We start from the raw sequence: 14,375 nt of genomic DNA on the forward strand, positions 1-14,375 counted from the left end.
GACACCGTGATGAACCTGCTCGACGAGCTGCGTACCCATCGACTGTTGGCCATCGTGCGCGGCCCGGACCCGGCCGCCGCGCTGGCCGCCGTGCTCACACTGGCCGAGAGCGGCGTCGCACTGGTCGAGGTCTCGATGACCAGCGCCGACGCGCTCGGCATCATCCGCCGCGCCCGGGCCGCCCTCGGGCCCGACTACGCCCTGGGCGCCGGGACCGTGCTCAGCGCCGAGGACGCCCGCGCGGCGGCCGACGCGGGTGCCGGCTTCCTGGTCACCCCGGCGATCGCACCGAGCCTCGCCGAGGGCGGCCGGCTCGGGCTTCCGGTGCTCGCCGGCGCCCTCACCCCCACCGAGGTGGTGCGGGCCGTCGACGGCGGGGCCACCGCGATCAAGCTCTTCCCGGCCTCGCTCGGCGGGCCCGACTACCTCGGCGCCCTGCGCGACCCGTTCCCGGGCACCGCGTTCGTGCCCGTCGGTGGGGTCGACGCGGACGGTGCGCGGCGCTACCTCGACCGAGGCGCGACAGCTGTCGGCGTCGGTTCCCCGCTGCTCGGCGACGCCGTCCGAGGCGGCGACACGACAGCCTTGCGGGAGCGGGCCACCGCCTTCCTCGCGGCGGTCCGGCCATGACCGACCTGCTCACGCTCGGCGAGACGATGGCGGTGTTCCGCACCACCGGCCCACTGCGGCTGGGCGGCACCGCCGGGATCTCCGTCGCCGGCTCCGAGTCGAACGTGGCGATCGGCCTGGCCCGACTCGGCCACCAGGCCACCTGGGTCGGTGTCACCGGCGCCGACGAGCCCGGCGAACTGGTCCGCCGTACGCTGCGCGCCGAAGGCGTCGACCTGACCTGGTCCCGGGTCGACGAGGCCGCCCCGACCGGCCTGATCATCTTCGAGAACCGGGTCGCCGACATCAACCGGGTCACCTACCACCGCTCCGGGTCGGCCGGCTCGCGGCTGGGCCCCGCCGACGTGACCCGGGCCTTCGACGCTCCCGGGCCACCACCCCGACTGCTGCACGTCACCGGCATCACCTGCGCGCTCGGCGTCGAGCCGTACCAGGCGGTGGTGGAGGCCGTACGGCGAGCCCGTACGGCCGGCAGCACGATCTGCCTGGACGTCAACCACCGCAACCGGCTCTGGTCGGTCTCCGAGGCCGCCGCCGCGCTGCGCCCGCTGCTGCCCTCGATCGACCTGGTGGTCGCCTCCGACGACGAGTTGTCAGTGCTGACCGACGCCGCCGACCCGGCCGCGGCGCTACTCTCGGCCGGCGTCGCCGAGGTCGTGGTCAAGCATGGCGCCGGTGGAGCGACCAGCCACAGCGCCACCGACACGATCCACCGTCCAGCCCGGACGGTGCCGGTGGTGGACACCGTCGGCGCGGGCGACGCCTTCGTCGCCGGGCTGCTCTCCGGCTGGCTCGACGGCGTCGACGCGTCGGGGCGACTGGACCGGGCCGTCACCACCGGCGCGTTCGCGGTCGCCACCCGGGGCGACTGGGAGGGTCTGCCCGACCGGGCCGAGCTGGCGCTGCTCGACCACGGCCCCGGCGGTACGGTCCGCTGACGATCCCCTTTGGAGGAACACCATGGAGCTGACCGAGCCGACCGCCTGGAGCACCGACCGGCTGGAGTTGGGTGAGGGCCTGCGCTGGGTAGACGACCGGCTGGTCCTGGTCGACCTCCTGGCCGGGCGGCTGTTGGAGACCGACGGCGACGCCCCGACCCCGCTGCGGGAACTGCGCCGCCTCGACGTGCCGCTCGGCGCGGTCGCCCCGGTGGCCGACCGACCGGGCGAATGGCTGGCCGCCGCCGGCACCGGCGTCACAGTGCTACCCGCCACCGGCGACCCCCGACCGGTCGCCGAACTGGTCGCCGACGCGCCCGAGCCGACCCGGATGAACGACGCCGTCGCCGACCCGCACGGCCGCTTCTGGGCCGGCAGCATGACGTACGCGATGGTGCCCGGCGGGGGCACGCTGTTCCGCCTCACCCCGGGCGCCGAGCCGGTCCCCGCGGTGACCGGGCTGACCATCCCGAACGGGCCGGCGTTCGACGCGACCGGCACCACCATGTACCTGGCCGACACCCCGCGCGGCGAGATCGACAGGTTCACCGTCGACCCCGCCACCGGGGCCCTGCACGGGCGGGAGCCGTTCCTGCGGCTGTCCCCCGCCGACGGCGGCCCGGACGGCATGACGCTCGACGCGGCCGGCCACCTCTGGATCGCGCTGTGGGGCGGCTCCGCGGTACGCCGCTACCGGCCCGACGGCACCCTCGACCGGGAGATCCGGCTACCGGCCAAGCAGCCGGCCGGCATCTGCCTGGGCGGCCCCGACCTGCGCCGACTCTTCATCGGCACCGCCCGGGTGGGGCTGGACTCGGCGGGCCCGCAGGACGGCGCGCTGCTCGCGGTGGACGTCCCGGTGCCCGGCCTGCCCGCCGCACGGGCCGGTGCGCCAGTGGACTGACCGGAGGCATATCGGACGCCAGGGCGGGAACAACCGCACCGGAGCGCGGTAACAGCCGACCGGTAGGGAGCGAGCCGATGAGCACCGTGGAGCGGACGTCATGAACGGGCCGGTCGGCGACGAGCCGGTGGGCGAACTGGAGTTGGTGCACACCTTCACCGGCCCGATGCCGACCGGGGTGAGCGTCTCGCACCGGGGCCGGATCTTCGTCAACTTCCCAAAGTGGGGCGACGAGGTGCCGGCCACCGTCGTCGAGCTGCGCGACGGCCGGGAGATGCCCTACCCCGACCAGGCGTGGAACGACCCGTCCGGTGACGACGACGCGGGCGCGTTCGTCTCGGTGCAGAGCATCGTGGTGGACCCGGCCGACCGGCTCTGGGTACTGGACACCGGCAGCCCGATGTTCCAACCCACGAAGCCGGGCGGCCCCAAGCTGGTCCGGATCGACCTGGACACCGACACGGTCGCCCAGGTGATCACCTTCCCGACGGACGTGGCGCTGCCGACGACCTACCTCAACGACGTCCGGTTCGACCTGCGGCGGGGTGAGTCGGGGGTCGCGTACATCACCGACTCGTCGAACTCCGGGCCGAACGGGATCATCGTGGTGGACCTGGCCAGCGGGGCCTCGTGGCGGCGACTGCACGACCACCCGTCCACCAAGGCGGAGCCGCTGACGTCGTTCCGCCCGGTGGTCGAGGGCCGGCCCTTCCTCGAACGGCCGGCCGACGGTCCGCCGAAGCCGGTGAGCATGGGCTCCGACGGCATCGCCATCTCCGCCGACGGCGCTCGGCTCTACTACTGCCCGTTGGCGTCCCGACGCTGGTACAGCGTCTCCACCGAGGCGCTGGCCGACCCGGGCGTCACCCAGGAGGCGGTCGCCGAGACCGTGGTCGACGAGGGCGACCGGGGAAGCGCCTCGGACGGGTTGGAGAGCGACGACGCCGGGCGGCTCTACCTCACCGCATACGAGCAGAATGCGGTGCTGCGCCGACTGCCCGACGGCGAGTACGAGACGCTGGTGCACGACCCGCGACTGCTCTGGCCGGACACCATGTCGGTGGCAACCGACGGGTACCTCTACGTCACCGCCAACCAACTGCACCGGCAACCGCAGTACCAGCGGGGCAAGGACCTGCGGCGCAAGCCGTACGCGCTGTTCCGCACCCGCATCGACGCCGGCCCGGTGCTGCTACGCCGCTGACCGGGCCGGCGCTCCCACCGTTATCAGACGGGCAGGGTGCGGTCCAGCAGGTCGAACAGGGCGGCCCAGTGACGCTCGGTGGCCTGCTCGTCGTACGCCGGGGTGTCGGCCATGGTGTAGCCGTGGTGCGCCCCGGTGTACACCTCGGAGCGGTAGCGCACCCCGGCGGCGTCGAGCGCCTTCTCCAGCGTGGCGATCTGCTCGGGCGTCATCGACTGGTCGGCGTCGGCGTGCCCGAAGTACACCTCGCCGGTGATCGACTCGACGCCCAGGTGCGGGCTGTCCGGAGCCTCGGTGACGATCCGCCCTCCGTGGAAGCTCGCCACCGCGGCGATGCGGTCCGGGTGCGCCTCGATGGCCCGCAGCGCGTTCGTGCCGCCCATGCAGTAACCGGTGATGGCGACCGGGCCCGGTCGGACGTCGTCGCGGGCGGCAAGGAAGTCGAGGAACGCGGCGGTGTCCCGGTTGATCACGTCGGGGGTCAACGCGCCGACCAGCGGCATGATCTTCTCGAAGAGGGCGGCACGCTGGTCGGCCTCGCCGAGGCGGGACAGGTCGAACAGGGGTGCCCGGCCGGCCCGGTAGAACAGGTGGGGCGTCAGCACCAGGTAGCCCCGTTCGGCGATCCGCTCGGCCATCTCGACCAGGCGCGGGCGCGGCCCGAAGGCGTCCATGAAGAGCAGCACCGCCGGGAACGGGCCGTCGCCGTCCGGTCGGGTCAGGCTCGCGTCCGCCACTCCGTCGCTGGTCGGGATGTCCACCGTCGTCGTCAGCATCGTGCCTCCTCGTACGCCGATCTTGGTCCGTTCGGAACGTTACTCGCCGTATCGGCACCCCCGGCGGGCAGCCGCGTGAACGCAGCGTCAAGAAACGGCGGTGGCCCGTCGAAACCACGTATCGAGTGATGCTCCGTCGTCGCGCGGTGGTGACGATGGGTCCATGAGTCCTTGGCGGATGACACGCTGGGAACGCGGCGAGCCGCCACCCCGCACCGACACGGCCAGCGACCCCGGCGAGCCCGCGACCAGAGCGGACGAGCCGGAGCGGCGGCACGAGGCGCTGGTCAGCGTCCGGCTCGGCCCGTCCGCGCCCGGTAGTCACCTGGTGGAGTACCTGCGGCACGAGCCGTGCGCGGTCGCGGCGTGGTGGATCGCCGCCGACGTCGACGCCGTGGTCCGCCTCTCCGCCGACAGCATCACCGTGCTGCACCGCGCCGTGGCCGACCTGCGCCTGCGCGCCGGGGTGGAGGTGGCGGAGGCCAACTACATCCTGCGCGCGCTCGACCTGACCACGCCGGCCGACCCGCGTACCCCGAAGGTCGCCCCGGCGTGGGTGGGGTCCGCCGCATGAACCGCCGCGCCGGTGCCCACCGGATCGTGGTGGGAGTCGACCGCTCGTTCGCCGGGGTGCAGGCGCTGCGCCGGGCGATGGAACTGGCCCGCCGCGACGGCGCGCAACTGGACGCCGTCCGCGCCTGGGTCTTCGCGCCGACGTGGCGGCCCGGCACCCTGACCTGGCGGTGGCAGGACGAGTGCGACCGGGCGGCCCTGGCCTACCTGCGCGGCGTCTTCGACGCGGCGCTCGGTGGCCTGCCCCGGGACGTGACAGTGCGGCTGGTGGCGACCCAGGGGTACGCCGGGCAGGTGCTGGTCGACCACGCGCACCGGGAATCCGACCTCTTGGTCGTCGGCAGCCCGGATCGCGGCCGGTTCGGCCGGTCCCGTGGCCACGTCACCCGGTACTGCGTGACCCGTGCGGCCGTGCCGGTCGTCGCTGTGCCCGCGCCGACCTGGGCACGGGCCGCGACGATTCGCCGCTTCGCCCGCGACCTCGAACGATTCAGCCGTTGACCAGTGCCCTGGCGGCGCCGCCGGTGACCGCCGCTCTCGCGACACGTGTGGAAAGGACCGACCCGACAATGGACGAGGCCCCGATAATCTTCGCCGTTCCGGTGCGCGACCTGCCGGGACGGCTGGTGCGGACGGTGCGGACCGGCCGTTCGCCGCAGGGGCAACGGGTGGGCATCGCCTTCACCCGACCGGAGCTGCTGGTCGCCGCGATGGGCGTCGACCAGCCCTGGGAGGAGCTGTGCGAGTCCGCGCTGCGGGGCATGCTGCGCCCGCTCGGCATCGACCGGATCCAGGTCGACCCGCTGCTGGTGGCGCCGCCACTCGACCGGGTCGACCCGGCGCCTCGCGTCGTTCAGGCGGGGACGAGCCGGACCGCGTCGGCTACCACGTATCCGTTGGTGTCCTCGGTACGGATCAGCACACTGCCGCCGGTGCCCGCCGTGAACGGATAGGTGCCCAGCGGCACCCACTGGCCGCCGGCCTGCCGCTGGTCGACCGTCTTGGTGATCAGCCCGTCGGCGTGCTCGATGTCCACCGGCACGTTTGTCGCCCGGTTCGCATGCGCGGTCCAGCGCAGCTGCACCGTCCAGGAACCGGCGGTGGGCAGCGACGGGCGGAACCGCAGCCGGTTGACCCCCTTGCCGACGTTGCCGTCGTGCTCGTAGTCCGGACCGTAGTAGCCGCCGGTGCTGCTGCTGCGCACCCACGTCCCGGCCCGGGTGATCCCGGCGGTCGCCGCGTTGTCCAGGATCACCTCGCCGCTGGAGCCCCATTCCAGCACCCCGCCGTCCTGGCGCAGCCGGGCCTGGAGGGCGGGCACGGAGACCGCCTGCACGGCGAGGTTCCCGGTGAGCGCCAGGGACGCCGCGGTGGCCGCCGCCTGCCCGAGGATCATGAACACGGGTTCCATCCGGATCGAGCCGTACGCGATGTGGCTCGCCGAGAGACATACCGGCACCAGCAGGTTGGCGCACTGCGCCTGGTGCGGCACGATCGCCCGGTAGCTCACCGGGTACGGCGCCGGCACGCCGATCTGCACGTCCCCCTCGTTGCGGACCCGGCCGTTGACCACCACCCGCTGACAGTTGTGCGAGTCCATCGTGTAGCTGGCCAGGCCCACCGAGTCGGTGGCGCGTACCCGGCCCCGACAGTCGGCCTCGGTCATCACGTACGCGGAGACCATCCGGCGTGCCTCGCGGATGTAGAGCATCGGTGGCCAGCCGTCAGTGCTGGTGAACTCGTCCACCGGCAGCCCCCACCGGGCGGTCGAGTCGCGTACCGATGCCGGCAGTCGGGGGTCGTTGGCCAGGAACCACATCAGGCCCTGCTGGTAGGTGCGGTGTTCGGCGATGATGCTCTCCCGAGCCGCCCAGCTCGCCGTCGGGTACGCGTAGTTGAAGCCGATGTTGTCGGTCGACACGGCACCGTTGTTGTTGGAGTCGGTCTTGCCGCCGCCGATCGAGTGGGTGGTGAAGTACGGTCCGGCGTAACCGGCCTGGATGTGCCGCAGCAGCAGCTCGTACCGGATCGGGTCGTAACCGGGCGGCTTGCCGAACGGGATCCGGTTGGCCGACTGGGTCAGGCACATCCGGAAGCAGTACGCCTGGATCCGGTCGTCGCCGCTGCCCGGCGGGGCGAGTGGGGTGGTGGAGATGCCCGGCAGCAGGCCGCTGGCGGGCGAGCCGGCCGTGACGTACGGGTCGACGGGGTAGGCGAACTGGTGGGTGTTGCGCGACTGCACCCCGTTGATCGTCTCGCCGTAGGTGTCGTTGGACTCCCGCCCGACGGTGAACCCCACCCCGGCCATGGCCAGCAGGTCACCCTCGTAGGTGGCGTCGACGAACATCCCGCCCCGGTAGATCGACCCGTCCTCGGTACGCAGCTCGGTGATCCGGTTGCCGGTGCGGCCGATGCCGCTCAGCCGGGCGTCGACGACCACCGGAACGTCCGCCTCTGCCAGCATCTCGGCGAAGACGGTGGTGGCGACGTGCGGTTCGAAGGTCATCCGCAGCGGCGACGTCGGCGTGAGGGTTCCGCCGTGGTACTTCACGTGGACCCGGCGGTAGAACTCGGCGGCCAGCCCGCCGATGGACGCCTGGACGCCGGTGTCGGTGGCGCCCAGCCCGGCTGTGCTCAACCCACCGACGTGGCTGGTGGGCTCCACCACCACTGCGGTGCGGCCGAGCCGGCGCATGGTGATCGCGGCGGCCAGCCCGCCGGAGGTGGCGCCGTAGACGACCAGGTCGACGGTGGTGACGGCCGCTCGGGCGGGGTCGGCCCGGAACGGGCCGTCGAGGCTGGCCAGGACGAGGCCGGCGCCGCCGACGGTCAACAGCCGACGACGGGACAGGTGCAGAGACACGGCGGGGCTCCCGGGGGGTCACCGGTGGAGGGGACGGTACAGAAGCACGCCGCTGCCGCTGCAAACAGAAATTCTTCAATCTCTGCCGGCGGGTGTCAACGGGTCACGGCCGGTAACGGTAGCCCATTCCCGGCTCGGTGATCAGGTGCCGGGGGCGGGCCGGGTCGTCTTCCAGCTTGCGCCGCAGCTGGGCCAGGTACTGCCGCAGGTAGTTCGTCTCGTTCTGGTATTCCGGCCCCCACACGTCCTGGAGGAGCTGACGTTGGCTGATCAGCTTGCCGGGGTGACGCAGCAGCTTCTCCAGCACGCTCCACTGGATGGGGGTCAGCTTGACCTCGGTGCCGTCGTCCTTCCGCACGCTGTGGTCGGCCAGGTCGACCGTGTGCTGACCGATCCGCAGTGCCGGCGCCGCCTCGCTGGGCCCGCCGAGGCGGCGGGTCACCGCGCGGATGCGGGCCAGCAGTTCCTCCACCCCGAACGGCTTGGTGACGTAGTCGTCAGCGCCCGCGTCGAGCGCCGCGACCTTGTCCTCGCTGCCGGCCCGACCGGAGAGCACGATGATCGGCACGGTGGTCCAGCCGCGCAGGCCCCGGATCACCTCCACGCCGTCGATGTCGGGCAGGCCGAGATCCAGCACGACAAGGTCGGGCGGGTGGCTGGCTGCGGCCTTCAACGCGGCGGCCCCGGTGTCGGCGACGTCCACGTCGTACCGGCGGGCCCGCAGGTTGATGCGCAGGGCACGCAGGATCTGCGGTTCGTCGTCGACGACCAGGATGCGCGTCATTCCTGCGACCCCTCCGAGACGGTCGGCGCGGCCGGCAGCCGCAGCACCATGGTGAGCCCACCACCGGGGGTGGTCTCCGGGGTGATGCTGCCACCCATCGCCTCGGCCAACCCCCGGGACAGGGCAAGCCCGAGGCCGACGCCGGTCTGGTTGTCCCGGTCACCGAGGCGCTGGAACGGCAGGAAGACGTGCTCCCACTGGTCCTCCGGGATGCCCGGCCCCCTGTCGATGACCCGCAGCTCGACCTGGCCGGCGTGGGCGCTGGCGGTGATCGTGGGTGGCTGACCGGGCGGGCTGTACCGCAGCGCGTTGGCGACGATGTTGACCAGCACCCGTTCCAGCAGGCCCGGGTCGGCGGTGGCGGCGGGCAGGTCGGCCGGGATGTCCGTGCCGACGGTCGCTGCCGCCGGGCCAAGTTCGTCCAACGCCAGGGGTACGGCGTCCTCCAGGCCGATCGCGGTCGCCGAGATGCCCAGGACACCCGCCTGGAGCCGGCTCATGTCCAGCAGGTTGCCGACCAGCCGGGCGAGGCGGTCCAGTGACTCCTCCGCGGTCTCCAGCAACTCCTCGCGGTCGGACTCGTCGAACTCGATGTCGTGGCTGCGCAGGCTGGTCACGGCCGCCTTCGCGGACGCCAACGGCGTACGCAGGTCGTGGCTGACCGCGGCGAGCAGCGCGGTGCGCATCCGGTCGGCGGCGGCGAGGGGCCGGGCGGTGGCGGCCTCCTCGGCGAGCCGTTCCTGGCGCAGCGCGACGGCGGCCTGGGCGGCGAACGCCTCGACGATCCGCCGGTCGGCGGCCTCCAAGCGTCGTCCGCAGAGGACGACTGTGATCCGGTCGTCGACCGGTACCGCGGTCTCACCGCTTTCGGGTGTGCAGGGCGGCTGATCGCCGACGCTGGCCACGACAGACCAGGCATGCTCCTCGCGGGCCCGCTCCGGGCGCCCGCTGGCCTCCTCGGCCAACTCCAGCACGCTCACCGCGCGCAGCCCGAAGGTCTCCCGGAGCTGATCCAGCAGGGCGGGCAGGGGACGTTCGCCGCGCAGCACACCACCGGCGACGGCGGCGAGGGTCTGCGCGTCGGCGGCGGCCCGCGCCGCCTCCCGGGTACGCCGGGCCGCCACGTCGACGATCCAGCTCACCGCCAACGCCACCCCGACGAAGACGGCCAGGGCGAGCAGGTTGTCCGCCTCGGCGATGGTCAGCGTGCGGAAGGGCGGGGTGAAGAACCAGTTGAGCAGCAGCGATCCGCCGAGCGCGGCGACCAGGGCGGGCCACACGCCACCGACCAGCGCGACACCGACGACCCCGGCGAGGAACAGCAGGATGTCGTTCGTCAGCGTCAGGTCGGGCAGGGCCTTCAGCAGCACTGTGAGCAGCGGCATGCCCAGCACGGCCAGGCCGAAGCCGAGCAACCGGCGGCGTCGGGACAGCGCCGCCGGCACGGCCGCCGCCCGGCGGCCCTTTCCGGCCTCCTTGTGGGTGACCAGGTGCACGTCGATCGCCCCGGAGAGCGCGGTGGTGGTCACCCCGACACCCCGGGAGAAGATCTGCGCGAAGCGGCCCCGCCGGCTGGCGCCGAGCACCAACTGGGTGGCGTTGACACCCTGGGCGAAGTCGAGCAGCGCGGCCGGCACATCGGTGCCGAGCACCTGGTGGTACGTGCCACCCAGGCTCTCCACCAGCACCCGTTGCCGGGCCAGTTGGGCCGGGTCGGCGCCGGCCAGGCCGTCGCTGCGGGCCACATGCACGGCGAGCAGGTCGGCGCCCTTGCTGCGGGCCGCGACCCGGGCCGCTCGGCGGATCAGCGTCTCGCCCTCCGGGCCACCGGTCAGCGCGACCACGACCCGTTCCCGGGCCTCCCAGGTGGCCGCGATGCCCTGCTGGCTGCGGTACCGGTCGAGCTGCTCGTCGACCTTGTCGGCCAGCCAGAGCAGCGCCAGCTCGCGGAGCGCGGTGAGGTTGCCGACCCGGAAGTAGTTGCCCAACGCGGCGTCGATCTTGTCGGGTCGGTAGATGTTGCCGTGCGCCATCCGCCGGCGCAGCGCCTCCGGGGTCATGTCGACAAGCTCGACCTGCTCGGCGGCGCGGACGATCTCGTCCGGCACGGTCTCCCGCTGGGTGGTGCCGGTGATCTGCGCGACGACGTCGTTGACCGACTCCAGGTGCTGCACGTTGACGGTGGACAACACGTCGATCCCGGCGTCGAGCAACTCCTGGACGTCCTGCCAGCGCTTCTCGTGCCGGGAACCGGGCACGTTCGTGTGCGCCAACTCGTCGACCACAGCGATCTCCGGCCGGCGGGCCAGCACCGCGTCCAGGTCCATCTCGGTGAACTCGACGCCCCGGTACTCCATCGTGCGGCGGGGCACCTGCTCCAGGTCAGCGAGCATCGCGGCGGTGTGCTGGCGGCCGTGGGTCTCCACGAAACCGATCACCACGTCGGTGCCGCGCGCGGCCCGCCGCTGGGCCTCCTCCAACATGGCGTACGTCTTGCCGACGCCGGGGGCGGCCCCGAGATAGATGCGCAGTTCTCCGCGTGGCACGGGGACCATCCTCCCTGGTCAGATCGGCGGGCGGGGCCGCGCCCGGTCGGCACGGCCCCGCCCGCGATGGTGCTCAGCGTGCGGCGAACTGCTTGTCGAGGGCGAGGTTGAGCTCCAGCACGTTGACGCCGGGCTCACCCATGAAGCCCAGCCCACGCCCGCTGGTGTGCTCCTTGACCAGCTTGCGGACCGCCGCCGGGTCCGCGCCGCGCTCCCGCGCGACCCGGTTCACCTGCAACTCGGCGTACGCCGGGCTGATCTGCGGGTCGAGACCGCTGGCGCTGGCGGTGACCGCGTCGGCGGGCACCGCCGGGTCGGCGGGCGCGTCGCCCCGGATCGGGGTGACCACCCCGCCGGCTGCCACGTAGTCCTCGCCGGGCTGGGCCGGCTCCACCGACACCCCCTCGTACGAGGAGACGAACGGCATGGCCGGGGCGGCCTGGTTGACGCTGACCACCCGGGTGACCGGGCCGGTCAGACCGTTGGCGCGGAAGACCGCGAGCACGGCACCCACCCCGTCGTCGGTGCAGTACGGACGTCGGCCGTCGACGCTGTTGAGTTCGCCGACCGACTTGCTGCGCCCGCACACCTGGGTGAGCAGGCTCTCGCTGGACTCCTCCGGGTCGGTGGCGATGGTGTCGACGACGCTCTCCGGGCCCAGGTTGCTGGCCGAGGTGGAGGTCGGGTCGTAGCCGTCGCCGGCGGCGGAGGGGCGGGACTGGAAGTACCGGGCGACGGGGTTGCCGTCCGCATCGGTGAAGGACTGGCCGATCAGGCCGCTGCCGACAGTCGTCCCGCCCGAGGAGATCAACGAGCCGTCGGTCTTGTGGTTGAGGCCGGGCAGCTGACCAACCGCTACCAGGGCCAGCGGGTAGACCAGGCCGAGCAGCACCGTGAAGACGAGTACGGCGCGCAGCGCGGCGAGGTGTTGGGCGATCCAGGTGGGTAGGCGCATCACGAAATCCCCGGGATGAACTGGATGAGCAGGTCGATGAGCTTGATCCCGATGAACGGCACGATGATGCCGCCCAGCCCGTACACCAGCAGGTTGCGGCTGAGCAGCTTCGACGCGGCGGCCGGCCGGTACCGCACGCCCCGCAGGGCGAGCGGGATCAGCGCGATGATCACCAGGGCGTTGAAGATGACAGCGGACAGGATCGCCGACTCCGGGCTGGACAACCGCATGATGTTCAGCGCGTCCAGGCTCGGGTAGAGGCCGGCGAACATGGCCGGGATGATCGCGAAGTACTTCGCGATGTCGTTGGCGATGCTGAACGTGGTCAGCGCGCCACGGGTGATCAGCAACTGCTTGCCGATCTCCACGATCTCGATCAGCTTGGTCGGGTCGGAGTCGAGGTCGACCATGTTGCCGGCCTCCTTGGCGGCCGACGTACCAGTGTTCATCGCCACCCCGACGTCCGCCTGGGCGAGCGCCGGCGCGTCGTTGGTGCCGTCGCCGGTCATCGCGACCAGCCGGCCACCCTCCTGCTCCCGCTTGATCAGCGCGAGCTTGTCCTCGGGCGTGGCCTCGGCCAGGAAGTCGTCCACCCCGGCCTCGTCGGCGATCGCCTTCGCGGTACGCGGGTTGTCGCCGGTGATCATCACGGTCCGGATGCCCATCCGGCGCATCTCGTCGAACCGCTCCCGCATGCCGGACTTGACCACGTCCTTGAGGTGGATGACGCCCAGCGCGCGGGCCGGCTCACCGTCGACGTGCTCGGCGACCACAAGCGGGGTACCGCCGGTGCTGCTGATCCCGTCCACGATCTCGCCGACCTGCTCGGTCGGGTGGCCGCCGTTCTCCCGTACCCACTTCATCACCGCGGCGGCGGCGCCCTTGCGGACCCGGCGGGCCGTGCCCACCGCGCCGCCGTCCACGCTGCCGTCCGGGGTGAGGTCGACGCCGCTCATCCGGGTCTGCGCGGTGAACGGTACGAAGGTGGCGTGCGGCATCACGCCGGGCTCACGCTCGCGCAGTCCGAACTCGTTCTTCGCCAGCACCACCACCGAGCGCCCCTCCGGGGTCTCGTCGGCCAGGCTGGACAGCTGCGCGGCGTCGGCCACTGTCGCGGCGTCGACCCCCTCGACAGGTACGAACTCGGCGGCCTGCCGGTTGCCCAGCGTGATGGTGCCGGTCTTGTCCAGCAGCAGGGTGTTGACGTCACCGGCCGCCTCGACGGCCCGACCGCTCATGGCCAGCACGTTGCGTTGCACCAGCCGGTCCATGCCGGCGATGCCGATGGCGGAGAGCAGCGCGCCGATGGTGGTGGGGATCAGGCAGACCAGCAGCGAGATCAGCACCACGCCGGTGACACCGGAGTCGGTGATCGCGCCGCTGTCCGGCGCGGCCGCCTGGTACGCCTTGGAGAAGATGGCCAGCGGCTGGAGGGTGACCACTGCCAGCAGGAAGATGACAGTGAGCGCCGCCAGCAGGATGTTCAGCGCGATCTCGTTCGGCGTCTTCTGCCGGTTGGCACCCTCGACCAGGGCGATCATCCGGTCGATGAAGCTCTCCCCCGGCTTCTGGGTGATCTGCACGATGATCCGGTCGGAGAGCACCTTGGTGCCGCCGGTGACCGCGCTGCGGTCGCCGCCGGACTCCCGGATGACCGGGGCCGACTCGCCGGTGATCGCCGACTCGTCGACGCTGGCGATGCCCTCGACGATGTCGCCGTCGCCGGGGATGATGCCGCCCGCCTCGACGAGCACGACGTCGCCCTGACGCAGTTCCGGCGCGGGCACCGCCTCGTCACGGTAGGTGTTGGCCCGCGCGCCCGGCTTCCAGTCGATCAGCCGGGTGGCGATGGTGTCCTTCTTCGCCTGCCGCAGGGTCGCGGCCTGGGCCTTGCCCCGGCCTTCGGCGACCGCCTCGGCCAGGTTGGCGAAGACCACCGTCAGCCAGAGCCAGATGGTGATCGCCCAGGCGAACACCGACGGGTCGATCACCGCCAGGACGGTGGTGAAGGCCGCGCCGACCTCCACGATCAGCATCACCGGGTTGCGCCACAGCGTGGTGGGGTTGAGCTTGCGTACCGCGTCCGGCAGGGACCGGATCAACTGCTTGGGGTCGAGCAGGCCCCCGCCGATCCGGTTGCCCTGGGTGGCGGGTGTGCCGGGGAGTTGCTCTGTTGGGGCGGACGTGACGGACATGTCCTCG

General features: G+C 72.4%; 13 protein-coding genes. 7 read left to right on the top strand and 6 right to left on the bottom strand.

Annotated features, from left to right (window positions below; genetic code table 11):
- Positions 1-9: 9 nt before the first annotated feature.
- The 4 genes from OH804_RS25240 (at position 10) to OH804_RS25255 (ending at position 3,676) form a co-directional block, all read left to right on the top strand.
- Entirely contained in the window at positions 10-630 is a 621-nt protein-coding gene (locus OH804_RS25240; protein ID WP_406059938.1) for a bifunctional 4-hydroxy-2-oxoglutarate aldolase/2-dehydro-3-deoxy-phosphogluconate aldolase, read from the top strand.
- Positions 627-1,568: a sugar kinase gene (locus OH804_RS25245; protein ID WP_406059940.1), complete on the top strand. Its 942-nt coding sequence runs from the start codon at positions 627-629 to the stop codon at positions 1,566-1,568. The genes OH804_RS25240 and OH804_RS25245 overlap by 4 nt, the downstream gene beginning before the upstream one ends.
- Before the next feature lie 22 nt (positions 1,569-1,590).
- On the top strand, positions 1,591-2,472 hold the full coding sequence (locus OH804_RS25250; protein WP_406059942.1) for an SMP-30/gluconolactonase/LRE family protein: 882 nt from the start codon (positions 1,591-1,593) through the stop codon (positions 2,470-2,472).
- A gap of 100 nt (positions 2,473-2,572) precedes the next feature.
- A complete protein-coding gene (locus OH804_RS25255; protein WP_196920824.1) occupies positions 2,573-3,676 on the top strand; it encodes an L-dopachrome tautomerase-related protein in 1,104 nt (367 codons plus the stop codon).
- A 23-nt stretch (positions 3,677-3,699) separates the two neighbouring features.
- On the opposite strand, the gene OH804_RS25260 is transcribed toward OH804_RS25255, so the two are convergent.
- On the bottom strand, positions 3,700-4,452 hold the full coding sequence (locus OH804_RS25260) for a dienelactone hydrolase family protein (RefSeq protein ID WP_196920823.1): 753 nt from the start codon (positions 4,450-4,452) through the stop codon (positions 3,700-3,702).
- Between the two features lie 163 nt (positions 4,453-4,615).
- Here OH804_RS25260 and OH804_RS25265 point away from each other — a divergent pair, with 163 nt between their 5' ends.
- The 3 genes from OH804_RS25265 to OH804_RS25275 are packed head-to-tail and all read left to right on the top strand — an operon-like array spanning position 4,616 to position 5,978.
- Entirely contained in the window at positions 4,616-5,026 is a 411-nt protein-coding gene (locus OH804_RS25265) for a hypothetical protein (RefSeq protein ID WP_196920822.1), read from the top strand.
- Positions 5,023-5,526: a universal stress protein gene (locus OH804_RS25270; protein WP_406059945.1), complete on the top strand. Its 504-nt coding sequence runs from the start codon at positions 5,023-5,025 to the stop codon at positions 5,524-5,526. The genes OH804_RS25265 and OH804_RS25270 overlap by 4 nt, the downstream gene beginning before the upstream one ends.
- Entirely contained in the window at positions 5,523-5,978 is a 456-nt protein-coding gene (locus tag OH804_RS25275; RefSeq protein WP_406059947.1) for an SAV_915 family protein, read from the top strand. Before OH804_RS25270 ends, OH804_RS25275 begins: the two co-directional genes overlap by 4 nt.
- On the opposite strand, the gene OH804_RS25280 is transcribed toward OH804_RS25275, so the two are convergent.
- The 5 genes from OH804_RS25280 to kdpB form a co-directional block, all read right to left on the bottom strand.
- On the bottom strand, positions 5,879-7,888 hold the full coding sequence (locus tag OH804_RS25280; RefSeq protein ID WP_406059949.1) for an FAD-dependent oxidoreductase: 2,010 nt from the start codon (positions 7,886-7,888) through the stop codon (positions 5,879-5,881). The two genes, OH804_RS25275 and OH804_RS25280, sit on opposite strands and share 100 nt — an antisense overlap.
- 103 nt (positions 7,889-7,991) lie before the next feature.
- Complete coding sequence (locus OH804_RS25285; RefSeq protein ID WP_196920818.1) at positions 7,992-8,672, bottom strand: response regulator; 681 nt, start codon at positions 8,670-8,672, stop codon at positions 7,992-7,994.
- Positions 8,669-11,218: a DUF4118 domain-containing protein gene (locus tag OH804_RS25290; RefSeq protein ID WP_196920817.1), complete on the bottom strand. Its 2,550-nt coding sequence runs from the start codon at positions 11,216-11,218 to the stop codon at positions 8,669-8,671. The genes OH804_RS25285 and OH804_RS25290 overlap by 4 nt, the downstream gene beginning before the upstream one ends.
- Positions 11,219-11,291: 73 nt before the next feature.
- Positions 11,292-12,173 (bottom strand): potassium-transporting ATPase subunit C, encoded by an 882-nt coding sequence (locus tag OH804_RS25295; RefSeq protein ID WP_196920816.1) that lies wholly within the window; start codon positions 12,171-12,173, stop codon positions 11,292-11,294.
- The gene (gene kdpB, locus OH804_RS25300; protein ID WP_196920815.1) at positions 12,173-14,368 is read right to left on the bottom strand and encodes a potassium-transporting ATPase subunit KdpB; all 2,196 of its coding nucleotides are present in this window, start codon (positions 14,366-14,368) and stop codon (positions 12,173-12,175) included. The genes OH804_RS25295 and kdpB overlap by 1 nt, the downstream gene beginning before the upstream one ends.
- Positions 14,369-14,375: the final 7 nt, after the last annotated feature.

It is taken from the genome of Micromonospora sp. NBC_00860, from assembly GCF_045207375.1.
Lineage (GTDB): Bacteria > Actinomycetota > Actinomycetes > Mycobacteriales > Micromonosporaceae > Micromonospora > Micromonospora vinacea.